This is a genomic window from Entomomonas sp. E7T21 (assembly GCF_058693955.1).
In genome coordinates, this window is the sequence record NZ_CP191672.1 from 1,196,110 (window position 1) to 1,220,668 (window position 24,559).

Genomic DNA, 24,559 nt, shown 5'->3' on the forward strand with positions numbered 1-24,559 from the left:
AAACTTAACTCTTACAGAGTGTTAAATAAAATTGATGTAGTAGTTCTACTTGTTGCTCTAAATGAGATATATCTTGATCATTAATTATTATATCATCAGCGTAGTGAATTCGTTCATTTCTAGTCAATTGAGTCTGCATAATGGCTCTAATTTGCTCTTCTGAATTATTATCCCTTTGCATGCTACGGGTAATTTGTATTGATTCGGTGGTATCGATAACCAAGACACGATGAACCAGTTCATATTGTTTTGATTCTATCAGAAGAGGGGAGACTAAAATATTATAGGGTGAGTTAGTGTTTTCTAAGAATTGACAAATCTCTTGACGAATAATGGGATGTAATAGTTTTTCAAGCCATTCACGTTGCTGTGGATTTTGGAAAATTTGTTGGCGTAATACTGCCCGATTTAAATTACCATCTTCTAATAGGATCTGTGAACCAAAATGTTCTACTATTTTTGTTAGAGCAGGTTTTCCTTTACTTACTACCCAACGGGCAGCTTGGTCAGCATCAACGGTCTCAATTCCTTTATTGGCAAATAGTTGAGCAACAGCAGTTTTACCACTGCCTATACCACCTGTAATACCCAGTGTCCACCTTTTCACTGTAGTTAGTCTCTTGTTAAGAAATAATAGAAGACATAGTAAGGGATACTAATATAAATTAATATCCCTAACAAATAATAGCAGAGTTAATTGAGGCCTGAAAACTTTAAGTAAGCAGAAACGATATCTTGTCCCCAAATTAGGGCAATCCAACCAGCAATAGCTAAGTAGGGACCATAGGGCATTTTATTTTTGCCTGCAAATAATAATAGACCAATAATACCTATTACTGCACCAGCTGCGGCGGATAGTAGAATAACTACAGGTAAAATTTGATAGCCACCCCATGCACCAAACAGAGCAAGTAGTTTAAAGTCGCCATGCCCCATGCCATCATAACCACGTAGTAGTTTAAAGAGGGCGTTTACAGTCCATAGTGACATATAACCTATTACAGCCCCCAAAATAGCACTATTGATGCTGATATCAGGGAATAATCCATAAGCATTAGCAAGAATGCCTACCCACAATAAAGGTAATACTAATGAGTCAGGTAGTAACTGATGATCGATATCGATCATACTCATTGCTATAAGACCCCAAGTTAATAAAATAAGCAATAGTGCTTCAGCAGAAAAGCCAAAATACCAAGCAATCCAACCAGAAAGAATACCTGAACATAATTCTACAAGGGGGTAACGTTTACTAATAGGCGCTTTACAGCCTCTACAACGACCTCTTAATACTAAGTAACTAATGATAGGTATATTTTCTACTGCTGTTATTTTATGGCCACAATGGGGACAGGTAGAAGAGGGTAGAAATAGATTAAACTTAGTTTGTGGCTCAATAGGTTGAGGTTGCTCAAGAATTTCACGAGCCTCCTGCTGCCAAGCATTGATCATCATCTTAGGTAAACGATAAATAACCACATTAAGAAAACTCCCTACTAATAAACCTATTAGTAGGGAGGCAAAAATAAATAACGAAGGAATTTCGGTAAAAACAGTCATTAATATTATACAACACTGCCCATTTGGAAAATTGGTAAGTACATAGCAATAATCAATGTACCAATAATAACCCCTAATACAGCCATAATCATTGGTTCCATAAGGGCAGATAAACTATCAACAATATTATCTACCGCTTCTTCATAAAAATTAGCTGCTTTACCAAGCATACTATCTAACGAACCAGATTCTTCACCAATCGCAGTTAACTGAACGGCTAAGGCAGGGAATACATTACTACCACGCATAGCAAAGTTGAGCTGTCTACCTGTAGAAACTTCTTGCTTGATTTTTAGTACAGCTCTTTTATATACAATATTTCCCGTAGCGCCTGCTACTGAGTCTAATGCTTCTACTAGAGGAACACCAGCAGCAAAAGTAGTAGATAAAGTACGAGTAAAACGAGCAACAGCAGAGTTATAGATAATAGAACCTACAATAGGTATACGTAGCAATCCTCTATCAATAAGATCTCGGAAAGCCGGTGCGCGCTTATAGGCTTCTTTAATTGCGAAACCAATAACAAAAATCGCAACAAGTACTTTCCATCCATCAGATTGTAAATATTCTGACATATCAACAACTTGCTGAGTTAGCCAAGGTAGTTCAGCACCAAAGCTCTGGAAGATAGCAGCAAACTGAGGTACTACTTTGATTAAGAGAATGGCAGAAACGATAGCCGCCACTACAAGAATAGCAATAGGATAAATCATTGCTTTTTTTACTTTTTTCTTTAGTGACTCACTTTTTTCCTTATAACCAGCAACTCGGTCTAATAATGTCTCTAAAGTACCTGACTTTTCACCAGCCTCAATAAGGCTACAAAAAAGCTCATCAAAATATAATGGACGTTTTCTTAAAGAAGAAGTAAAACTATTACCAGAAGCTACTTCTTGTTTAATATTATCCAGTAGCTCACGTATTTTAGGTTTTTCGGCACCTTCGGCTATGATCTCAAGAGCTTGAATCATAGGTACACCGGCTTTCATCATAGTGGCCATTTGGCGCGTAAAAATAGCAATATCAATAGGCTTGATTTTGCCACCCATACCAAGCTCTAGTTTACGATTAATTTGTTTAGCAGTGATACCTTGTTTACGGAGAATAGCCTTGATAACAGTAGGGTCTGTTGCATTTAATTCCCCTTTTAGTTTGTTACCAGATTTATCTACACCTTTCCATAAATAAGTACGTGTTTTTGCTACTTGCGCCATGAGCACCTCTTTTTACAAGCATTTTGACTTTTTGAAGTCAAACTCTTTATAATCAATCCATTATTACATCAATAAAATACTGTAGTAATTCTACCATAACTTACATGCTATAGAAGTTGAATATTTGTTCTATAGTCAAAATATGATGAATATCAAAGTTTTAATCGTTTCTACCAGTTATTAATCCGATGTAACACGATTAACTTCTTCTAGACTGGTTAAACCATCCATTACTTTTTTGAGACCAGAGGTTCTTAAGTCCGCAAAACCTTCTTTTCTTGCTTCATCAGCAATTTCAATAGCATTGCCTTCTGACATAATAATACGTTGTAAAGCAGGAGTTATTTTTACTACTTCATAGATACCCACACGGCCTTTATAACCATTATTACAGCGGTCACAACCTACAGGGCCGTAAACAGTGAAATTACCAATTTTATCTTCTGGAAATCCTGCTTTTACTAAGGCTTCATGGGGGATTTCCATTTCTTGCTTACAATGTGGACATAAACGTCTTGCTAATCGTTGGGCAATAATTAGATTGACAGAGGTCGCAATATTAAAAGAAGCAACTCCCATATTCATTAGACGTGTTAATGTTTCAGGGGCACTATTAGTATGTAAAGTTGACATTACCATATGGCCTGTTTGAGCAGCTTTAATAGCAATTTCTGCTGTTTCCAAGTCACGAATTTCACCAACCATAATAATATCTGGATCTTGACGTAAGAATGCCCGTAACGCTGCCGCAAAATCCATTCCTTGTTTAGGGTTAACGTTAACTTGGTTAATCCCTTCTAAGTTAATTTCAACAGGGTCTTCTGCTGTGGAGATATTAATATCTGGTGTATTAAGTATATTTAAACCTGTATAGAGGGATACCGTTTTACCAGAACCCGTTGGTCCTGTTACTAAAATCATACCTTGGGGATGACTAAGAGCTTCCATATAGAGTGCTTTTTGTTCAGGCTCATAACCTAGAGAGTCAATACCCATTTGTGCACTAGAGGAGTCTAATATCCGTAATACAATTTTTTCACCCCATAAAGTAGGGCAAGTATTAACCCGGAAATCGATGGATTTTCTTTCTGAAACTTTTAATTTAATACGACCATCTTGAGGTTTCCGACGTTCAGAAATATCCATATCAGACATTACTTTTAAACGAGCTGCAATACGCGGTGCGAGTTCAATGGGCGGACGTGATTTTATCTGTAAAATCCCGTCACTACGGAAACGTACTCGGTAACTCTTTTCATAAGGTTCGAAATGTAAGTCAGATGCGCCACTACGTATAGCATTTAATAGCATTTGGTTAACAAAGTTAACAACTGCTTCGTCCTCTTTTTCATCATCACCTGAACCAGGTTTTTGTAAGGGACTAGTACTGACTTGTTCTGCTTCTGTATCAAAAAAACGGTCCAGTAAAGAAGTTAATTTATCTTCTTCAACAAGAATTGCATCAACAGGTAAGCCTGTATTAAATTGAATATCCCTTAAGCCCTGTTGGTTTGATGGGTCAGAAATACCTAAAAATAAACTATTGCCACGCTTCCATAGAGGGATTGCTCGGTGTTGACGAGCTAGCTTTTCAGTAACTACAGACTTTAAGGCATCATCTATTTGTAAACTGCTTAAATCAAAAAGAGGTAATCCTAATTGTTCTGAAATGAGTATAGCAATGCTTTTTGCACTAGCCATTTTATTTTGTACTAAATAAGTAACAAGCGGTAATTGTTCTACCTTTGATTGTTGCATGGCTTGGCGCATATCATTTTCTGATAAGATATTGTTATCTACAAACAGTTTTGGAAGTCCTGTTAAAGGAGGATTTTGTGCGCTCATAATAATTAGTACGATCCTTAGAACAATATAGAAACTATAAATTATAAACTTAACAGCTATGTATAGTAATACTATATTTAATTATTGATTTGAGAAGTATACTAATTGTATCGTTAGTAATAAAGCATTTTGATAGATTTTATGTTGTATATCATCTCTTTTAGATTAATTTTGATCTGCAAATTTAGCTTTGATTTCCAAAATAGAAGGCATATTTTCAATAAATAATGATAGTAGCTTAGGATCAAAATGTTTGCCTCGTTGCTCCAACATATATTCTATCGCTTGTTCTACAGACCATTCAGGCTTATAAGGTCTTTTATTAGTGAGTGCATCAAATACATCAGCAATAGCAACAATTCTAGCTTCTATAGGAATTTTTTCTTCTTTTAAACCCTGAGGATATCCCGAACCATCCCATTTTTCGTGATGGTGTTGTGCAACTGTTCTAGCTATCCTGAAAAGTTCAGCGGGATCTTCACCAATAATTTTTACGCCAATTTCCACATGGGTGCGCATAATATCCCTTTCTTCTGGGGTTAACACTGCTTGTTTCATTAAGATAGAATCAGGAATACCAATTTTTCCTATATCGTGCATAGGTACAGCATTCATTAATAAATCAGCTTGCTCTTCTGAAAAACCAACTGCCTTTGCTAACACTTTTGCATAACGGCTCATCCGTGATACATGCTGCCCAGTATCATCATCTTTATATTCAGCCGCTCGGCCAAGACATTCAATGATTTGTAACTGTGTTCTGCGTAATTCAGCAATATCTACTAAGGTAAGGTGTGTTTTAACTCTAGCTTTTACAGTAATAGGTTTTATGGGTTTACTAATATAGTCGACACCACCGACTTCAAAACCCTTAGACTCATCAATAGTGTCATTAAGGGAGGTAATAAAAATAACAGGAATATGCTTAGTTTTTGGATTGCTTTTTAGTTGACGACAAGTTTCAAAACCGTCCATTAGAGGCATTAGAACATCTAATAAAATTAAATCTGGTTTGTTTTGCTCAGCAAGTTGTAGGGTTGTTTTACCATCTTTTGCAAAGAATAGTTCATAATCTTCTTTTAATGTTTGTCGTAATAGTTGCAAATTAGATGGTTCGTCATCAACTAATAAAATTTTAGCGTGCATAGGGTTACTTAATTAAGTTTTTTAATAAAAAACTAGCGTTTATAAGTTCAAATTTATCAAGTGATTCCTTTAATTGAGATAATACTTGATATTGATGGTGTGCCGTCAATATATCAAATACTCTTTGTATTTGGCTATCATTCATTTTGCCTAATGTTAAGTTTGTACTAACGTCTGCAATGAATGTTTTATCATCTATGGATGTGATAATAATAGCTGATTTTGCAGGTTGTTCAGTAATTGGTAACAAAGGTATAACTTCATTGAGAGTCTCTTCTGTAATTTCTAAAAAACTTTCTAATAAAGTACTTAGTTGATTTAAATCTAATGGCTTTTTATATTGTTCAATTTTTACTATGCATTGATAAAGTTTTGATAAACAAAGATTACCAGAAGCTCCTTTAGCTTTGTGGATGATATTGAAAAATAAATCAGTATTTTGTTCAGTTAGTTTAAAAGTACTTAATTCTTCTTTGATAGATACTAAAAAATTGTAAATTACTTTAATTAAGTGATCTTTATCGTTCCATAAACTGATCGCGTTATTCCAGTCTATTAATAAAGAAGTTTCCATTGGAGCGCTATTATTATCATTGGATAAATGTTCATTTAAGGAACCATTAAAATAGACTGTAGCAATAGTATTTTTTATGTCCTGTGAATCAAACGGTTTTTTTACAAAACCATTCATTCCTACCGTACGTGCATTTTGTCTTTCACGTGCTAACACATTTGCAGTGAATGCAAGAATAGGAGTGGCTTTTAAATTTTGTTTATGTTCATACTCACGTATTATTCTAGTTGTCTCAATACCGTCTAGGTCAGGCATTTGTATGTCCATTAACACTAAGTCAAAATGTGTTGTTTTAAAAGCTTCTATGGCATCAAAACCATTGGTTTTAGATATCACAGTATGACCTTCTTTTTTTAGAATGATTTCTAATAGTTCTAGGTTATATGGAATGTCATCAACAGCTAGAATAGTTAATAAGGGTAATTTTTGTTGAGTTTCTTTGTCTTTAGGTGGTGTATAAATACCTTCTTGCAGTGGCAGGATTATATGGAAAGTTGTTCCTACATCAAGTTTACTTTCCACCATTATTTTGCCTTGCATAAGCTCTGTTAACTGTTTAGCAATTGTTGTCCCTAAACCAGTACCTCCAAAGTGACGAGACATCGAAGCATCTTCCTGAGTAAAAGGTAGAAAGATTTTTTCTAAATTACTAGGACTAATACCAATACCCGTATCTTTAATAGCTAAATGAACTTTATTTTGATCCATAAAGGCATTGATTGAGATTTCGCCTTGTTTAGTAAATTTAATGGCATTTGAGAGAATATTAGTAATTATTTGCCGAATTCTTAATGGATCACCTTTAAAAAAGGTTTTTAGATTAGGTGAGTAATCTAATGTAAGTTTTAGATTTTTTGTTTGAGCAGAGAGTCGGAAAAGGGTTATACAATCTTCAAGTAGTGCTTTTAAAGAAAAATCAATATTTTCTAGTTCCATGGCTGAACGATCTAGTTTCATTACATCTAGTACATTATTGATTAATGAAAATAGGGAGTTTGTAGCACTAGTTACTGACTCCATATAATGTTTTTGAATAGAAGATAAAGGTGTTTCAGCCAATAGATGAGTAAAACCAAACACAGCATTAAGTGGTGTTCGTATTTCATGGCTGATATTGGCTAAGAACTCCATAGTATTTGCCGCATTTTTTTCTGCTATATCTCGAGAAGTACGTATTTGCTCTTCAATTAAATGACGATCGGTAATATCTAAAATAACACCATCTATCCATTGTTGATCACCATTAGAAACAAATACACCACTTTCCCAAACCCAAAGTTCTCGACCATCTAAGTGAGTTATTTGATACTCTATTGTATAGCGTTTTTTAGTTGCAATGACTTTTAATAAAGTTTCATCTAATAGAGAAATAAACTCGGGTTTAATCACTTCAAGATAAGATCTTCTACCGGATGTTATATCTTCTATTTTTAAGCCTGTAAGTTGGGAAATACCATCACTAATATAAACTGATTTTCTTTCTAAGTTGGCAGTAATACGAAAGGCAATACCTGGAATATTAGTAACCAGTGAGCGAAATTGTTGCTCATTTTCACGTAGAGCATTTTCCATGGCTTTACGTTGCGTCATATCTATGATGATACTAACATAAAGCGAGTGATCAGGTAGTTTAGCTTCCCCAAGTGTTAATCGGATAGGAAAGGTTGAACCATCTTTTTTTACAGCTAATAGCTCTCGACCAGAGCCAATTATTTTTGGTATTTTTGTTTTTTGATAATGTTGTAAATAGTGATCATGATTTTGTTGGTCATTACTATTCATTAAGACATTGACATTACGACCTATAATTTCATCAGCAGTCCAGCCAAAAATACGCTCTGCAGACTTGTTATAGCTCTGTATTAAACCATTTTCATTAATAGTAATAATTCCATCAACAGCTGTATTTACAATAGCTTCTAATCTTAATTGGTCTTCTTCCGCCTTTTTTAAAATTTTACGATAATGCAGAACGATAGCAACAAGAAGAGCGATAGAAACAATAGAAAATAGACTATAAAAGATGAAATGATACACCAACAACTCCTCAATACAGATGTAAAAAAGGCTTCTTTTAAGAAGCCTTTTTAGTTTTACTTAGTTTCTTTGAGTTTTTCAATTATCTTTTCGTGCCATATTTGTGGGCCAGTGTTATGAACAGACACACCAGAACTGTCCACTGCAACAGTAACAGGCATATCTTCCACATCAAACTCATAGATAGCTTCCATACCTAATTCTGGGAAAGCAAGTACTTTAGCTTTCTTGATGGCTTGCGCTACTAAGTAAGCTGCACCACCTACCGCCATTAAATAAACAGCTTTGTTATCTTTGATAGCGTCAATAGCAGCAGGGCCACGTTCTGATTTACCAATCATTCCCAATAAACCTGTTTGTTCAAGGATTTGACGAGTAAATTTATCCATCCGAGTTGCTGTAGTAGGGCCAGCAGGGCCAACCACTTCATCGCGGACAGGGTCAACAGGGCCTACGTAGTATATAAAACGGCCTTTTAAATCAACAGGTAATTGCTCACCTTTATTTAACATATCAACCATGCGTTTATGGGCAGCATCACGGCCTGTTAACATTTTACCGCTTAGTAAAATAGTTTCGCCTGATTTCCACTCTAAAACATCTTCAGGTTTTAATGTGTCTAAATTAACACGTCTTGCTGCACCAGCATCTCCCCAAGCTACTTCAGGGTATGCGGATAGTGGAGGTGCTTTTAATTCAGCAGCACCCGAACCATCTAATACAAAGTGAGCATGGCGAGTAGCAGCACAGTTAGGAATCATACATACAGGTAAAGAGGCTGCATGGGTAGGGTAATCCATAATTTTTACATCAAGTACGGTGGTTAAACCACCTAATCCTTGTGCTCCAATACCCAATTCATTAACTTTTTCAAATAGCTCTAAACGTAATTCTTCAACACGATTTTTAGCGCCACGTGCTTTTAATTCATGGATATCGATATGATCCATTAATACTTGTTTAGCCATTACTGCTGCTTTTTCGGCTGTACCACCAATACCAATACCCAACATACCAGGCGGACACCAACCAGCGCCCATAGTAGGCACAGTTTTTAACACCCAATCTACAATAGAGTCTGAGGGGTTTAACATAGCCATTTTACTTTTGTTTTCTGAACCACCACCTTTAGCGGCCACATCAACTTCAACTTTATTACCAGGTACTATGGAGTAATGAATAACGGCAGGTGTATTATCTTTGGTATTTTTACGAGCACCTGCTGGGTCAGCTAAAATAGATGCACGTAACACATTATCTGGGCAAGTATAGGCACGACGTACACCTTCGTTGATCATATCGTCAACACTCATGGTGGCGCCATCCCATTGGACATCCATCCCCACTTTTACAAATACAGTTACAATACCTGTATCTTGACAGATTGGTCTGTGACCAGTAGCACACATCCTTGAGTTTACTAAAATTTGTGCAATAGCATCTTTAGCCGCTGGGGATTCTTCACGGTCATAAGCTTCTTTCATTGCTTCAATAAAATCAAGCGGATGATAATAAGAAATATATTGTAGTGCATCAGCTACACTTTGGATAAGATCATCTTGTTTAATCACAGTCATGATTGTTTCTCTAATTATTTATGCTTTATGGGGAAATTATTAAAATAGTATACAAAATTATAACCTATCTTTGTTATTTAAAGGATAACAAATCAAATAACCATATAAAAAGAAGTAGACTGATAGATTAAGGGCTATAAAAATAAAGAACATAACAGTAAATTAATAATCATAATTGATGACTAAATTTTGATAGATAATCCATCTGTTAACGATTGGCGATAAGCGCGCCAAGCAGGAATAAGCCCCATTAGTAAGGCTGCTAGTAAGATACAAGCCAATAATCCCCATTCATAGACACTGGGTAAATTAAAACTAAAATATAACCCGTAGTTTGTTTGTAGCCAATGTTGACTACATAAAATACCAATGTATAACAGAACTAAACCCAGTGCTATACCAATAAAAGCCAGCATAAAAGATTCCATTATAAGCAAACTAGCAATATGCCAAGGTTTAGCACCTACTGATCTTAAAATAGCCATTTCTCGTCGGCGTTCATTTAAACTGGTTAAAATAGCGGTTAACATACCGATTAAACCTGTTAGCACAACGAAAAGTGATACAACTAATAGCGCCTGTTCAGCTGTACTCATTAACCCCCATAATTCTTGCAAGGCAATACCTGGTAAAATAGCCATTAAAGGTTCAGCTTTGTAGTTACTAATTTGTCGTTGTAATGCGAAAGTGGCTACCTTATTCTTTACTCCTAGCAAAAAAGCAGTAATTTGTGTAGGCTGTAAATCTAATTCTCGAACATGTTCAGCTGATATTTGTTGGTTACCACGAGCAGGCATACCATTATGCCAATCAATATGAATTGCCTCCATTCCTTGTAGACTAATATGCACTGTTCTATCAACAGGTGTTGCTGTTTGTTTTAAAATACCCACTATTTTAAAAGGTTTATCATTATGTTTTACTAAACTAATGGTACTAACCCCATGAGCTAATACAATGTTCTCATCCAGTTTATAGTTTAATGTTTTAGCGACTTCAGAACCCAACACCACATCAAATATATCTTTAAAAGCTCTACCTTCAACAAATTGTAACTGCTGTTTGTGACCAAACTGATAATGCTTAAAATAATTTAAGTCAGTTCCTAATACACGATATCCTCTATGAGAGTCACCAAGCGAAAGGGGAATTGTCCATGCTACACGAGGATCTTGGCTAATATCTTGATAACTAGACCAGTGAATATTATTAGTTGCATTACCAATTCTAAAGACAGAATAAAGCAACAAATTTACTGAACCAGAACGAGCTCCTACAATTAAGTCTGTACCAGCAATAGTGCTAGCAAAACTTGTTTTAGCCTCTGTTCTTACACGTTCTACTGCTAACAATAAACAAACAGACAAAGCGATTGCCATAATAGTAAGAAGCGCTGTAAACAATCGATTACGTAAACTAGCAAAAGCAAGGCGAAATAAATACATATTAGACAGTATCCTTACCTTGACTTGTTTGGTTGAGATCAGGTAAGGAAAGGCAACGATCAAATAAGGGTGTTAAGGTTTGATCGTGACTGACAAATAATAAACTACTACCTGTTTTATCACATTCATTAAATAACAGCTTAATAAAACTTTCCCTAGTATCAGTATCTAAAGCAGAGGTGGGTTCATCGGCAATAATTAATTCAGGTGAGCCAATTAATGCTCTTGCAGCAGCTACACGCTGCTGTTGTCCTATTGATAACTGATCCGCACGTCGTAAAAATAATGTCTTATCCAAACCTAAATCAGTTAATAAAGACTTAGCCGCTTGTTGAATACTACCAAAGTGTTCATTAGCAACTTGTGTTCTTCGTTTAGAGAAATGACAGGGAAGTAGTACATTTTCTTCAACAGATAAAAAGGGCAATAGATTAAATTGTTGAAAAATATAGCCAATATGTTCAACACGAAATTGGTCTCTAGCACCAGAGGAAAGCATGGATAAATCTTGACCTAATAATTGAATAATTCCTTTATTAGCTTTCAAGACACCACCTAATAAACTTAATAACGTTGTTTTACCACTGCCAGAAGGGCCTTTTAAAAACAACTTTTCATTATAACCTAGTGTGAATTCAGCAATATCTAATAAAGTGGCTTGTTTAGGCCAAGCAAATTGTAAATTTTTAAGATCAATTAAGTTAGCCATTATTGAAGTTTAAATAATGGTTTTGCAGGGGTTAGATCTATTCCCTTCTGTCCATTATCGCTAATATATTGAATGGTTAACTTATTAGTATTAGGGAAATGTTTAAAGAAATAACTTAAATCAAGCTGATTGAGCTCAGTAATATTGGCACAAGTAAAGCTATAATTAGCTTCTATATCCAGATGAGTTAGTTTTTGCGCAATATTATTATTTATAGCCTGATTAACAAAAATAGGACTAATAATTTCCTTATCGATAAGGCTACATTTTGCAACAGTAGGAATGGCAAATAATATTAATGGATTATTAAGCTGTAGTTGTGCTTGAGATGCTAATGTCTTATCACTCTCTGTTGTAGGAATATGTTCAAATCCTACTAAATTAATAGCCGCAGAATCTAATCCTATTTCTAATGTATCATCACTAATAGCTATATTTAACTGTGCTCGACCATGCTCATGGGCTGTTAAACTGCCTTCATATACTTCATCATGAAAGGTTGTAGCCATTGCGGTAGATATTACTAAAGAATAGCAAAGAGAGCCTATTAATAAAAAACAACGCATATTATTTGCCCATGATCAATAAAGATTTGTTATGTTATATTATAACTATAAATAAAAACAATGTTATAAGAAAAAGCTCTTAATAAACAATTTATTATTCCAAATAAAGGATTACTTATACAAATTTCTTATTGATCTTAAATAAATTAAAGAATAAAGTTCGCATCCTGAACGCTCATGCTGGCAACGATCCATCCGGCTCAAGTACTGATGACGAGAGATAGCAGTTTTAATACTATATATTTCGGCGACATGCCTTGGGAAGTAGGCGATCCAAAGTGGGGATACTGATTAGGCGTTCATCCAGTAAAAATGTTTAATAATAAATTTGGAGTAACCCACAATGACCATGACTACTATTAAAGTAGAAGACTACTATGCGCCTGAAACTTTTAAACGCATTAAAGAATGTGCTGAACAGCATGACACCCCATTCGTTGTAATTGATACCAAGACCATTGCAAATGCATATGACCAGCTAGTAAATAACTTTCCCTTTGCTAAAATTTACTATGCAGTAAAAGCTAACCCTGCAGTAGAAATTACTCGTTTACTAAAAGACAAAGGTTCACATTTTGATATTGCCTCTATCTATGAATTAGATAAAGTGCTGGCGCAAGGTGTATCACCTGAAAAAGTAAGCTATGGCAATACTATTAAAAAAAGCAAAGATATTCGTTATTTCTATGAAAAGGGCGTACGTTTATTTGCTACAGATTCAGAATCTGATTTACGTAATATTGCCAAAGCAGCACCAGGTTCAAAAATTTATGTACGTATTTTAAGTGAAGGTTCAAGTTCAGCTGACTGGCCACTTTCCCGTAAGTTTGGTTGCCAAAGTGATATGGCAATGGATTTATTAATTTTAGCTAAACAACTAGGTTTAGTACCTTATGGAGTATCTTTCCATGTGGGTTCGCAACAACGTGAAATTGACGTATGGGATGGCGCTATTGCTAAGGTAAAAGTGATTTTTCAACGTCTTAAAGAAGAAGACAATATTGAACTAAAAATGATTAATATGGGCGGTGGCTTTCCTGCTAACTACCTACAAAAAACTAATGAATTAGAAATGTATGCCAAAGAAATCTTACGTTTTTTACAAGAAGACTTTGGCGAAGAGCTACCAGAAATTATCCTAGAACCAGGCCGTTCACTGGTAGCGAATGCAGGCGTGTTGGTAAGTGAAGTGGTAATGGTTTCACGCAAATCTAGAACCGCTGTAGAACGCTGGGTATTTACCGATGTAGGTAAATTCTCAGGTCTAATCGAAACTATGGACGAAGCCATTAAATTCCCAGTCTATACCGAAAAGAAAGGCGAGCTAGAAGAAGTCATTATCGCAGGCCCTACCTGTGATAGCGCTGATATTATGTACGAAAACTACAAATACGGCCTACCCCTAAACCTCTCAGCAGGTGACAGACTCTACTGGCTATCAACAGGTGCTTATACTACTAGCTATAGCGCTATTGAGTTTAATGGCTTTCCTCCGCTGAAGAGTTATTTTGTTTAAAAGGTTTGGGGTTTTAGCCCCAAACTTTATTAATTATCATTTATTGATTCAGGTATATTTTTTGTTTCAGTTAATAAGAGTCCTTTCTTATCAGTGTTCCTAGAAAGTAGTTTTGCATCTGAAAGTTTTGTGCTTTCAGACTTACTCTTATCAGGTCTTGACAGATTATAAATGTAATTAAGATCAAAGTTTTCATATGATAATGATATGTGAAATCCAAGAGAAGTATTTATATTTTTTGTTAAAGGAATCCAAGATCTACATATACGATGTTTATCATCTTTTGCATATATTGCATCCACTGTAAGGTCTGGTTGTTTAGTAGTAGTAATGATAGACTCAATGTCTCCTTTAAGATTTTCTATTATTATTATTTCTTTAGTGTCTTTACTATCTGTAGCTACTTGAGGAGGTCGATTTGGTAAAATGTCTTTACTGTAATCAAGATTAATCCAATTAGAGTATTCAATATTCAGTGTTTTGTTATTTTGCGCAAGAGGCGTACCATTTATACCATATTGAATAGTAGAGCCTTCAAGGTAGGAAGATAAATAAATATCCACCCAAACACCTACAATATTAGATTTGTCATTGTCTAATTCATAAATATGTTTATATTTTACTACTGGGCAAAGATGAATTTTATAGAGTTCAGTTAATTCTGTTTTTATATCATTATAGCCATTTTCATGTTTTCTCCAGTAACATTTTTTCATCCAAGCTTGCAGCTCGGTTCGATATGCAGAGTCAATAAAATATGAGCTTATAAGATATAAAATTCCTGCAGCAATTGAGAGTATTATTCCTATAGGGCCAGCTGTCATACCTGTAACTAAAGCAATTGTTGAAAGCGATACAGATACCATAATGGAAGCTATTTTTACACCATACCAGATTTGCTCTTCAGTAGTTTTTGCATCTTGATATCCGTTAACGAGATTGGGCATTTCATAAAGACTAACTAAGCATCCTATAAGTAAAACTCCCCTAGCAGGTGCTTTCATATACCAATCTAGACTATCCGCAGAAATTTTAATTTTTGAAGCCTTTTCATTTATTTTTTCAATAGCATCAATTTTTTTGTTAATGATAGTGTCTACTTTAAGGTATTTTGTTAGTGCATCAGTAATAATGGGGGTGTTTAATTTAATAATACTATCAATAATACTTATTGTTGAATTTGAAAGAATCAAAATATTTTTTGCAATAATATCAGTTGTCATTTTCTCTGATTTATATGCATCTATTAACTCACGTATAGCGATGCATACACTGGTTAATGCACATCCTAATGATATTACTGTGAATGCTGCATCCAAGTTTTTGGTAGTTTTTTCTAGGTCATTACTTCTTTTATTTATAGTTTTTAAAGTGTTTTGATGCTTTTTATCAAGGTCTTCTAATATCATTGCTGTAGGGAATTCTTTTAATTTTTTTTCTAATTTTTTGATTGCCTCAGTTCTTTGAGATATCCATTGTGTATAAAGCTCATTAAATTTTGCTCTAGACATTTTTTTCGTTTTTGAGCCTTGTGGAATTTTTGTATTTTTTTCAAAGTTAGATATAGGCAATTTAAGTATTTTGTTCCATCTTATAATATCTTTTTGAATTGATATAACCTCTTTTTTCCATTTTATAAATTCGTTAGAATTAGAGAAATAAGATATTGAAAAATTTTTAAATCTATTATCTAGTATTAAGCCAGTTATTGTATGTAAAGCTAATCCATTGCGTGTTATTAAGTTTGTTTGAATTATTTTTAATGTATCGTAATAAATATTTAAAGGTGCATTAGGATCATTTAAAATTTTCTCTAAAGTTTTAAATGCTAGATTAGCAATATTATTTGATTTAATACTTTGTGTTACCAAATTGTAAATATCTTTAGTAACAGTTGTTGTTTTCTTAATTTTTGAGCTAATATCCCGTATAGTTTTATAAATATCAAACTCAAAGTTAAAAGGCGACAAAGTTATAAAATGTTCTCTATGAAGTTCTACTGTGTCTTTTATCCATTGCCTACCACGCTCTACATGAGAAATATAAAAAGTAACCTTATGGCAAATTTCCTGTGCCATAGTTGCTTGCTTTATATCTATATTATCAAGACCAAAATCTACTAGAAGTGTTGCTGAGCTACCAATCCCCTCACAATACCCTATGTAATTAAGATAAGTAATGATATCCTCTACCCTACGATCAAGCTCATAAGTTGTTTTAGACCAATCTATTAAAGTGTTGAGCATATCGTCTAAATTTAGATCTTCATCAGCTATCTTTAAGATTTCTTTAATTGGTTTAAGATATTTAGTTTTAAGTTTAAAGCTTTCATTTATTTTATAATATTGCCTTAAAGTACGGTATTGCTCAATTACTACACTATCTAATCCTCTTATATGGTTTGTAATCTCTTTTAATAAAGAATAGCGCTTGTATAAGTTATTTTTTGTTTCTAATGGCATTACATCATTAATAATTTCTGAGAAAATCAGAGATATACAATGTTGAGCTATTTCAATAGCTCGTCTTCCTTCATCTGTTGTATATGCTATATCTTGAGCATAATAAGGTAAGATATTTAATATTAGATCATCAATAACTGCAAAAGGATCTTCAAGTATAGCGATCATATTTAAACTTTGATTAGTTTTAGTAGAATCTATTACCTCTCCTTGTCTTATTACTCTTTCAGACACTCTTTCTTTAATAGGCAGAGAAGGAGAGCTTTTTTTAGGTGACAATATACTTAATTTTGAAACTACGTCATTTGGTCTTTCAATAGTGGAAATACTTGTACTATAAAAAGGGTCCAAGCTTTTATCATCAGCGCGCTTTATATCAGAAACAAAAGTTGTGATCTCTTCTAATGGAATCATACGATCTAGCCAGTTTCCCTCTTCATAAGGAAATCCGTCACTACATAAAGTGGGGAGGTCGACTTTTTTTACCCAGCGATTATCTTCTAGAAATGAGCTTGAGGAAAACATATCTCCCTTTTTAAGCCTATCTGTTAGCTGCACTGGACAAAAGAATAAATATAAAATACTGCAGGCAGGGTATCTTATATAAGGTAGCGATGTTTGTTTTGTATCTTGTTTGATAAAAAAACTACCTTGTATTTTATACTCATCAAGTTGTTGTGTTGTTTGATCATAAACATATAACCAACCATCACGAAGCTGACGCATTGTGAAATGACGGGTTTTTAATTGATTATCAAATCGACTTGTGCGTTGGCATGTTCTACCTGTGTGTAGAGAATCTTCTTTTAAGCCAGTGTCATTAATGTTAATTAGATCATCAATTGCATAACGCACAGGAGTAATAATTACATCTAGACTATTAGTACAGCAAGCGTCAGTATTAACAGGAAGTTGACTGAAACTTTCAGCTAAATTGTTATAGTGTTCATTAGTATTCATTTTAAACTCCTGTAACTGAATTTGATAATTGTTGTATTAGAGATTGATAAAAATGCTGAATAGTAACCTCAGTAGGCAACCCTTTTTCTTTAGGATTCTGAGTGAACCATTCCTTATAAGGGTTATCTTCAATACGAGTAGCGAAGTCATAACCATAGTCAGCAGATAATTCAAACCACATGGCGAAGCTACGTTCGCTAATTAAGTTAAAAACCTCTGCTTCTTCATAGCAGTAGTCCATCCAATAACTAATTTGCTCTTCTGTCTTATTTTCAAAAGCATGGGCTTTATGTTCTTTTAGCCAATCATATAAGCGATTTTTAAAGCGAAAATCATTGGCTTTACTGAGTGCTTCTGTTTGTGGAGGAAGTAAAAAGTTAATAGCTGTTGTTAGCTTTATAGATTTTTCTGCTTTGGTAAATGTTTGCCATTGTGGTGTTTTATCGTTCTGCCAATGGGGAATAGGTTTTATCACTTGCCATTGTGTAATTGGTCCCATAATTTCGTTATGTACCTGCTCTCCATAACTATTAAGCCAGTGCCAAGTAATTAATGGATCAGCAAAACGAAATAGAGCATGACTGCCTGCTTCATCATCTACTACAAGAAATTGTTGTAAATGTTCGGCTATGGTATTGATATCTTGTGTGCTTTCTATAATGGAAGCAGTAATTGCCCAATCGTATTGGTTTATTTCTTGACGTAAATGAGATTGGTTGAGATTGCCCACTAGAATAGGGCCTATATCATAATTATCATGGTAAGGTGTGCCAATATACAGGGGCATTATTTTTAACCCTTGATAATTAGCATAAAGGTCTTTAATGGCTGTTTGCCTTAAAGCACCATCAATTAGAAGAAATTGATTAATTGCCATTAAGCATTCTCCTTCGCTTGAGCCGCCATTTGTTCACAAATCTCACAACGAGGTTTTAGTTGTAAAAGAGCATGGCGTTGCGCAAAAGGAGCTAGTGTTGGAGGAACAGCTTTTTCAATATTAAGAGGTAATAATGGACTAGCAGCAGTACCTGTCATAGGCGAACCACCTGTTACCATTGGAACAGAGGTAAAAATACCCGCAGGGTTTAATACAATATGCTGCCCGCCTGCTTTTAAAGTTAAAGATAACCCACCATCAATCACTATACTCATACCTGCTTTGATATGTATCTCTTGACCTGCCTCTGTGCTTGAAATAGTGCCAATAGTAGTGTGTTGGCTTTTAGCTACAGTAAGATGGTCATTAGCTAGAATTTGTGTTTTACGGTCTAGTTGCGTAAGGTGATGTTCTTCAGCTTCGTTCTTGGTATAACGATTTTTCTTAATCGTTTCACTGTGTTCATTATTAACTTGTAAATGACTATTGTTATTAACCTGTACGGTATGATTATTTTTAGTGAGTTGCTCAAAATCTTTTTGCGCTTGGATAAAGATTTGCTCATTACCTGCTTTATCTTCTATCCTAAGTTCATTAGAGCCAACACCCCCTTTAGAGGAACTGGTTTTAAAAACACTTTTGGTTTTATGGGCTGGTAACTCATAAGGAACTTTGTTAACCCCATTATGTAAACAACCCGTGATAATAGGCTGGTCAGGGTCACCTTCTAAATAATCGATCATTACTTCCATACCGACACGCGGTATGGTTACTGCACCATAACCATCATGTGCCCAACTAGAAGTAACACGGATCCAACAACTTGAACGCTCGTTATAATTACCCTCACGATCCCAATGAAACTGTACTTTAACGCGGCCATATTCATCGCAATAAATTTCTTCACCTGATGGGCCTGTTACAATAGCGGTTTGACTCCCTAACACCTTAGGTTTAGGATGCAAACGAACAGGCCGCCATACTACTTCCCTTGGTGTCGCCACAAACGCATTACGATAACCTTGATTAAAGTTACTGGATGTAAATTGCAGTTGGTTGTTATTTAGTTCAGGAGAATTAATAATGACTTCAATTTTTGATGGCACAATGCTAGCCGCTGATGCCTCTCCACCAAAAGCCTCTAACACTTGTGGTTGTTTACCTTGGTGGCGGATAGTATTGACTAGCCAAGGGTCTTCTGTATCAGTACTGGGATGTTTATCAACGGTTAGGTAATAACCACTATGTAGGCAAGTAACGTCACTCTGTCCTTCAGCAATGAGATGATTGGTTCTTAAGCGTTCAATTTCGATATTAGCTAATTGTTCACCTCGTTTATTATCTACAAAGTGACCAGGGTAATCATAATATTCTAATGCAGGCTCAACCGCTTCATTGGCCTTTTTACTTTGTTTACCTTCAGCACTACCTGTAGGAATTTTGGCGCGTTTAAAATTATAGTCTCGCCAAGAGGCACTTTGGGTACGACTAGCCAAGCTAACGTCAAATTGTTTAATAACCTGTTTATCTGCCACAAAACCTGTATCAGATACATAACTAATGGCTTCAGCTAGAGAAGGAAAGATAGGCTGAGAATCACCGAATACCATCAAGTGCTGGGTAGAGTTATGCTCAAAATGAAAATGGATGCCTTCCTCCTCGCATAGACGATGGATAAAATGAGCAGTTGATTCATCGTATTGCACACAATACTCACGCTCAGGATAAGGCGTAGGGCCTAACCTAAACTCATGATGACTGCCCTCTAAAATACCAAACTCAGCTAAAACTTGACTAATAATTTGCGGTACAGTTTTATTTTGGAAAATTCGCTGATCAACATTCCTTTCCAATTGTTTAAAGCGAGGTACTAATATAATTTGGAATATAGCGTAGTGATTACTGATAGAGCCACGTTTAACGGAATCAATAATCCCATGGATTCCATTCTGCCCCTCTGGGTCGAATGCTAAAAAAGCGGGTTTATTGAGTAACTGAGTAATATCGTAGCGAATATGGTCATTAACTAAATTTATTTCAAACGCATAAGAATAGTTTAATGATTCAATACCCTCAAAGCTTAATACTTGTAGCCGAGTATTCTCGAGTCCATCTATAGTGATAGAAAAATGTGTTGTATTAGCAGGGTCAAACATAATCCATAGTCCTTGTAATAACCACTTATTTTTATTAGATTCCCACTTTTTTTAGGCAAAAAAATACCCATTTTCATTATTTAAAGTAACAATGAAATTAAAGTAAAAATTTATTCAAACGTTAAGTACAAGATCTTAAAAAACACCTTGAAGCATTTCCAAAATCTTAGAAGAGAAAAACAATTGACGACAAACCTAATTGCTAAAGCATCCCTTTATCAAGCATCTTACATTTTAATTAAGATTACTTTTATTCAGCAATTAGCATGCCATATAAATTAAAACATAATTATTTCAAACAGTTATAACCAACAAACATAAAAAAGTGTGATCTGCTTCAAATATTTGCATAAAAATAAAGCGTTTTAAAAATGACAATTAAATCTGTTGTATGACAAAAAACGTCACTTAATAACACAATTTTAATTTGTTACATGTAATCTTTATGGTTGTTATATGTGAAAATATGCCTAGTTATTTTTAGTGGAGTTACTTGAGCATTTATGCGCAAGTAATTGTTGGTGAAGTGTTATTTACAAACAGTTTTATCAATAGTAATTATAAGAAAAGGTGTTTCATTTTGTTGTCTATAAAATAGAAACTGATAAGAAATACCTTCATTAAGTGTTGTTTGGGTGTCTTCAATCTTACAAAACTCAGCTATATCTCTGTTGTATTCTTGTTCTATCATTTGTTTAGTAATGTTACTTTTAGTAATTTGAATATGATTTTTAAATATTCGTTGTTTAAGGTTGTAGTCAATGTCAAATACTTGGTAGCCTTCAACAATATCATAAGGCAGAGCATTATTTTTATCCGCAACTAGTTGTAAGAAAGTATCATCCCATTGATCAGCCATGCTATATAGAGGGAGTAACATAATAATGAGTAGAGTGATTAGTTTATTTTTCATAGGAAGTCTTCTAAATAGTTATTTCTGACAAATAAAGGTTTGTAGTTTCTCAGTAAAAATATCGCCTGTTGGCCATTGAGTATGCGTTAGTTTGTTAATGCTAATCATGCCAGCTTCTTGAAATAATCGTTGATACGCTAAGTCGGTATAGGCTTTCATGGAGCTACCATATTCTATTGTTTGGTTATTTACAGTATCAATTATATAGTAGCGTGTGGTAGCTGTTGTTTGTTGCTCATTCCAGAAATGTTCTTCTAGGCAAATATGAGGAGAATCTAAAAATAGTCCTGTTTTATACGACTGCCAAGAAGCTGTCTGTTGGCCATAAGTTAATATAGCTTGATAAGTATGTGCTTCAATTAATAGATACCCATTTGGGGTAAGGTATTGGGTTATATTGTTAAGTAGAGCTTTAATATCAGTTTCTTTAAAGACATTAAACTCACCAAATGTCATCATAATAAGATCAAACCGATCTGTAGGTTGATAGTTGCGAATATCAGCTAATAGATAGTTTATATTAAGATTATCTTGTATAGCTTGTTGCTTGGCATATTCAATAGAAGCAGGTGAGAAATCAACAGCAGTACATTGATAACCAAGTTTCGCTAAACGCTGAGTATAAAAACCAGGTCCACAACCTAGATCAAGTATTTTAGATTGTTTATTGGGTAATTGTTGGCTAATCCAAGCGATATGTTGATCGATGATTTTATAACGACGACTTGCCCAATCATGTTCTTGTGAAAGATGGTTCTCTAGCATTCGTTGACTAAATGCTGGTTCATTCCAAGGTATTTTCTCACCTGTTTGCCAAGGAGTAGGAGGAGATTGCCTATTAATAATAGTAGTTAGGTTCATCAGAATATTGAGCTCAAAGTCATTGAGTAGAGGAATAAAGTTACTGATATTGTACTAAAGTTGTATAATAAACGTGTTTATAGGTAATGGTAAGTTCTTATTAAGAATAATTAGTTTTTGTATTTTTGTCTAAATATTCTTATTCACTATTAGTAGCTAAAAATAAAGGTAAAATAAAATTATGTCAGAGTTTCAAACAGCTTTTGTGCGTGGCTTACGCTATGAGGCTAAAAATATTATTAGTATTGAGTTAGCACCTACAGTAGGTACGCAGTTTCAATCTTTCGAAGCAGGGTCTCATATTGATTTACATTTACCCAATGGTCTGGTGAGAAGCTATTCATTATTAAACTCTCCAGAAGAAAAAGATTGTTATGTATTAGGTGTGTTGTTAGATGGCAATAGTAAAGGTGGTTCTACCTATATTCATAAGGAACTTAGAGTAGGGCAGGAGCTACAGATTTCTAAACCACGTAATAATTTTACCTTAGATGAAGCAGCAAATCACAGTGTATTAGTAGCAGGTGGTATTGGTATTACACCTATTTATTGTATGTTAGTGCGTTTATTAACATTGGGTAATTCAGTAGAGTTAATTTACTGTGCGCGTAGCCGACAAGAAGCGGCTTATCTTGATCAGTTAGAAAAATTGAATGTAAAAATTACATGGCATTTCGATGATGAGAAAGCAGGTATACCAAACCTTGAGCAATATTTAGCAGGACATGATAAAGATGTGCATTTCTACTGTTGTGGTCCTGTGGCGATGTTAGAAGCTTTTGAAGCAGCCTGTCAAAAGTTAGGTTATGACAATAGTCATGTAGAGTATTTTGCTGCAAAAGAAATAGTAGAAGCAGAGCAAAGTCATGCCTATGTGGTGGAGTTAGCTAAGTCAGGGATGATTTTAGATGTGCCAGCAGGTGGTTCTCTTATAGAGGTTTTAGAAACAGCCGGTGTGTTAGTGAATACTGCTTGTCGTCAGGGTATTTGTGGCGCTTGTGAAACTAAGGTGCTAGAGGGAATGCCAGATCATCGTGATAGCGTACTAAGCCCACGTCAAAAGGCGGCTAATGATGTGATGATGGTATGTGTGTCTGGGTGTAAGAGTGATAAGTTAATACTAGATTTATAGCAACAGCTATCATAGATATTATTCATAATAAAAAAGCGACTCAAGGGTCGCTTTTTTATTGGTTAACAGCAGTTATTATTCTGCTGTTTCTTCAGCTTCATCGTTAGTTGTAGGCACTTCAGCCATATTTAAATTACTGGTGTCAATGACTACATTATTAGGATCAATATTGTCACCATAGAAAGGTTTAACAGTTTTATCGTAAGCCTTATGGAAAAACTCTTCATTTTGCAGTTTACCGATTTCTTCATTAACCCAGTTTAATAATTCAACATTGTCTTTTTTAACTGCTGGTGCAATCACATCATCTTCACCTACTTTATGTAAGGCTACTTCAAAATCAGGGTTATTTTTAGTCCATGCATAAAGTAATGTATTGTCATGAGCTAAGCCTACACCACGACCATCTTTAAGTGCAGCAAAGGCTTCTGAGTTATGGTCATATTTCTGCAATTTAACATTAGGGTAATGTTTGGCAAAATAAGTTTCAGCAGTAGTACCTTTATTAACAATCAGTACTTTGCCATCTAATTGTTCAACATCGGTAATAGCGCCAGTTTTAGGAGAAACAACACCTATTGCTGTTTTCATATAAGGTTTGGCAAAATCTACTTGGGTAGCACGCTCAGGTGTCACTGTAAAATTAGCTAGCGTAATATCTACTTTATTAGAGGTAAGTACATTAATGCGATTTTGTGCTTCAGTAAGCACAAATTTCACCTTATTTTCATCACCTAGTAAATCTTTAGCAAGGCGTTTAGCTAGTTCAATATCATAACCTTGGCTATTGCCTTCTTTATCAACATAACCAAAAGGTGGTTTATCACTAAAAACCGCTACGCGTAGCTCTCCACGATCTTTAATGGCTTGTAGGCTTGAGGCAGAAGGAGGTTGTACGTTATCAGTTTCAACAGTTGGTTTATCACTGTCGCCACAAGCAGTTAAAGCAAAACAAAGAATACTGCTGAGGAGTAAGCCTGTGGTTTTTTTAGTTAATAATTTCATTATT

General features: G+C 34.7%; 18 protein-coding genes. 2 read left to right on the forward strand and 16 right to left on the reverse strand.

Going from position 1 to position 24,559, the window contains the following annotated elements:
- Positions 1–4: 4 nt before the first annotated feature.
- The 10 genes from coaE to ACQVD9_RS05770 all read right to left on the reverse strand — a co-directional run bounded on the left by coaE (position 5) and on the right by ACQVD9_RS05770 (position 12,673).
- On the reverse strand, positions 5–607 hold the full coding sequence (gene coaE, locus ACQVD9_RS05725) for a dephospho-CoA kinase (protein WP_264745114.1): 603 nt from the start codon (positions 605–607) through the stop codon (positions 5–7).
- A gap of 86 nt (positions 608–693) precedes the next feature.
- On the reverse strand, positions 694–1,560 hold the full coding sequence (locus tag ACQVD9_RS05730; protein WP_264745115.1) for a prepilin peptidase: 867 nt from the start codon (positions 1,558–1,560) through the stop codon (positions 694–696).
- A 5-nt stretch (positions 1,561–1,565) separates the two neighbouring features.
- Positions 1,566–2,774 (reverse strand): type II secretion system F family protein, encoded by a 1,209-nt coding sequence (locus ACQVD9_RS05735; protein ID WP_264745116.1) that lies wholly within the window; start codon positions 2,772–2,774, stop codon positions 1,566–1,568.
- A 180-nt stretch (positions 2,775–2,954) separates the two neighbouring features.
- Entirely contained in the window at positions 2,955–4,619 is a 1,665-nt protein-coding gene (gene pilB, locus ACQVD9_RS05740; protein WP_264745117.1) for a type IV-A pilus assembly ATPase PilB, read from the reverse strand.
- 165 nt (positions 4,620–4,784) lie between these two features.
- Positions 4,785–5,765, reverse strand: coding sequence for a response regulator (locus ACQVD9_RS05745; RefSeq protein ID WP_264745118.1), 981 nt, complete (start codon positions 5,763–5,765; stop codon positions 4,785–4,787).
- A 4-nt stretch (positions 5,766–5,769) separates the two neighbouring features.
- The gene (locus ACQVD9_RS05750) at positions 5,770–8,376 is read right to left on the reverse strand and encodes a PAS domain S-box protein (protein ID WP_264745119.1); all 2,607 of its coding nucleotides are present in this window, start codon (positions 8,374–8,376) and stop codon (positions 5,770–5,772) included.
- Between the two features lie 56 nt (positions 8,377–8,432).
- Positions 8,433–9,953 carry a fumarate hydratase gene (locus ACQVD9_RS05755; RefSeq protein ID WP_264745120.1) on the reverse strand — a complete coding sequence of 507 codons (1,521 nt, stop codon included), beginning with the start codon at positions 9,951–9,953 and terminating at the stop codon, positions 8,433–8,435.
- A 182-nt stretch (positions 9,954–10,135) separates the two neighbouring features.
- Entirely contained in the window at positions 10,136–11,398 is a 1,263-nt protein-coding gene (locus ACQVD9_RS05760) for an ABC transporter permease (protein ID WP_264745121.1), read from the reverse strand.
- 1 nt (position 11,399) lies between these two features.
- Positions 11,400–12,110, reverse strand: a complete 711-nt coding sequence (locus ACQVD9_RS05765) for an ABC transporter ATP-binding protein (RefSeq protein WP_264747858.1) — start codon at positions 12,108–12,110, stop codon at positions 11,400–11,402.
- Positions 12,107–12,673, reverse strand: coding sequence for a DUF2796 domain-containing protein (locus ACQVD9_RS05770; RefSeq protein WP_264745122.1), 567 nt, complete (start codon positions 12,671–12,673; stop codon positions 12,107–12,109). Before ACQVD9_RS05770 ends, ACQVD9_RS05765 begins: the two co-directional genes overlap by 4 nt.
- A gap of 349 nt (positions 12,674–13,022) precedes the next feature.
- On the opposite strand from ACQVD9_RS05770, the gene ACQVD9_RS05775 reads away from it, so the two are divergent.
- On the forward strand, positions 13,023–14,189 hold the full coding sequence (locus ACQVD9_RS05775) for a type III PLP-dependent enzyme (protein ID WP_264747859.1): 1,167 nt from the start codon (positions 13,023–13,025) through the stop codon (positions 14,187–14,189).
- A 29-nt stretch (positions 14,190–14,218) separates the two neighbouring features.
- On the opposite strand, the gene ACQVD9_RS05780 is transcribed toward ACQVD9_RS05775, so the two are convergent.
- The 5 genes from ACQVD9_RS05780 to ACQVD9_RS05800 all read right to left on the reverse strand — a co-directional run bounded on the left by ACQVD9_RS05780 (position 14,219) and on the right by ACQVD9_RS05800 (position 22,418).
- On the reverse strand, positions 14,219–17,611 hold the full coding sequence (locus tag ACQVD9_RS05780; protein ID WP_264745123.1) for a toxin VasX: 3,393 nt from the start codon (positions 17,609–17,611) through the stop codon (positions 14,219–14,221).
- Between the two features lies 1 nt (position 17,612).
- Complete coding sequence (locus ACQVD9_RS05785) at positions 17,613–18,488, reverse strand: DUF4123 domain-containing protein (protein ID WP_264745124.1); 876 nt, start codon at positions 18,486–18,488, stop codon at positions 17,613–17,615.
- Positions 18,488–20,644, reverse strand: coding sequence for a type VI secretion system tip protein TssI/VgrG (tssI, locus tag ACQVD9_RS05790; RefSeq protein ID WP_492089227.1), 2,157 nt, complete (start codon positions 20,642–20,644; stop codon positions 18,488–18,490). Before tssI ends, ACQVD9_RS05785 begins: the two co-directional genes overlap by 1 nt.
- A 529-nt stretch (positions 20,645–21,173) precedes the next feature.
- On the reverse strand, positions 21,174–21,557 hold the full coding sequence (locus tag ACQVD9_RS05795) for a hypothetical protein (RefSeq protein WP_264745126.1): 384 nt from the start codon (positions 21,555–21,557) through the stop codon (positions 21,174–21,176).
- 18 nt (positions 21,558–21,575) lie between these two features.
- Positions 21,576–22,418: a class I SAM-dependent methyltransferase gene (locus tag ACQVD9_RS05800; protein WP_264745127.1), complete on the reverse strand. Its 843-nt coding sequence runs from the start codon at positions 22,416–22,418 to the stop codon at positions 21,576–21,578.
- Between the two features lie 181 nt (positions 22,419–22,599).
- Between ACQVD9_RS05800 and ACQVD9_RS05805 the strand changes: the two genes are divergently transcribed.
- Entirely contained in the window at positions 22,600–23,550 is a 951-nt protein-coding gene (locus ACQVD9_RS05805; protein ID WP_264745128.1) for a PDR/VanB family oxidoreductase, read from the forward strand.
- A gap of 75 nt (positions 23,551–23,625) precedes the next feature.
- Here the strand turns inward: ACQVD9_RS05805 and ACQVD9_RS05810 are convergent, their stop codons facing one another.
- Positions 23,626–24,555 (reverse strand): cysteine ABC transporter substrate-binding protein, encoded by a 930-nt coding sequence (locus ACQVD9_RS05810; RefSeq protein ID WP_264745129.1) that lies wholly within the window; start codon positions 24,553–24,555, stop codon positions 23,626–23,628.
- Positions 24,556–24,559: the final 4 nt, after the last annotated feature.

Bases quoted from the DNA above. Each gene is read 5' to 3' on its own strand.
- ACQVD9_RS05730 (WP_264745115.1), bottom strand. From the start codon at position 1,560: ATGACTGTTTTTACCGAAATTCCTTCGTTATTTATTTTTGCCTCCCTA.
- ACQVD9_RS05735 (WP_264745116.1), bottom strand. From the start codon at position 2,774: ATGGCGCAAGTAGCAAAAACACGTACTTATTTATGGAAAGGTGTAGAT.
- pilB (WP_264745117.1), bottom strand. From the start codon at position 4,619: ATGAGCGCACAAAATCCTCCTTTAACAGGACTTCCAAAACTGTTTGTA.
- ACQVD9_RS05745 (WP_264745118.1), bottom strand. From the start codon at position 5,765: ATGCACGCTAAAATTTTATTAGTTGATGACGAACCATCTAATTTGCAA.
- ACQVD9_RS05755 (WP_264745120.1), bottom strand. From the start codon at position 9,953: ATGACTGTGATTAAACAAGATGATCTTATCCAAAGTGTAGCTGATGCA.
- ACQVD9_RS05760 (WP_264745121.1), bottom strand. From the start codon at position 11,398: ATGTATTTATTTCGCCTTGCTTTTGCTAGTTTACGTAATCGATTGTTT.
- ACQVD9_RS05770 (WP_264745122.1), bottom strand. From the start codon at position 12,673: ATGCGTTGTTTTTTATTAATAGGCTCTCTTTGCTATTCTTTAGTAATA.
- ACQVD9_RS05775 (WP_264747859.1), top strand. From the start codon at position 13,023: ATGACTACTATTAAAGTAGAAGACTACTATGCGCCTGAAACTTTTAAA.
- ACQVD9_RS05780 (WP_264745123.1), bottom strand. From the start codon at position 17,611: ATGAATACTAATGAACACTATAACAATTTAGCTGAAAGTTTCAGTCAA.
- ACQVD9_RS05785 (WP_264745124.1), bottom strand. From the start codon at position 18,488: ATGGCAATTAATCAATTTCTTCTAATTGATGGTGCTTTAAGGCAAACA.
- tssI (WP_492089227.1), bottom strand. From the start codon at position 20,644: ATGTTTGACCCTGCTAATACAACACATTTTTCTATCACTATAGATGGA.
- ACQVD9_RS05795 (WP_264745126.1), bottom strand. From the start codon at position 21,557: ATGAAAAATAAACTAATCACTCTACTCATTATTATGTTACTCCCTCTA.
- ACQVD9_RS05800 (WP_264745127.1), bottom strand. From the start codon at position 22,418: ATGAACCTAACTACTATTATTAATAGGCAATCTCCTCCTACTCCTTGG.
- ACQVD9_RS05805 (WP_264745128.1), top strand. From the start codon at position 22,600: ATGTCAGAGTTTCAAACAGCTTTTGTGCGTGGCTTACGCTATGAGGCT.
- ACQVD9_RS05810 (WP_264745129.1), bottom strand. From the start codon at position 24,555: ATGAAATTATTAACTAAAAAAACCACAGGCTTACTCCTCAGCAGTATT.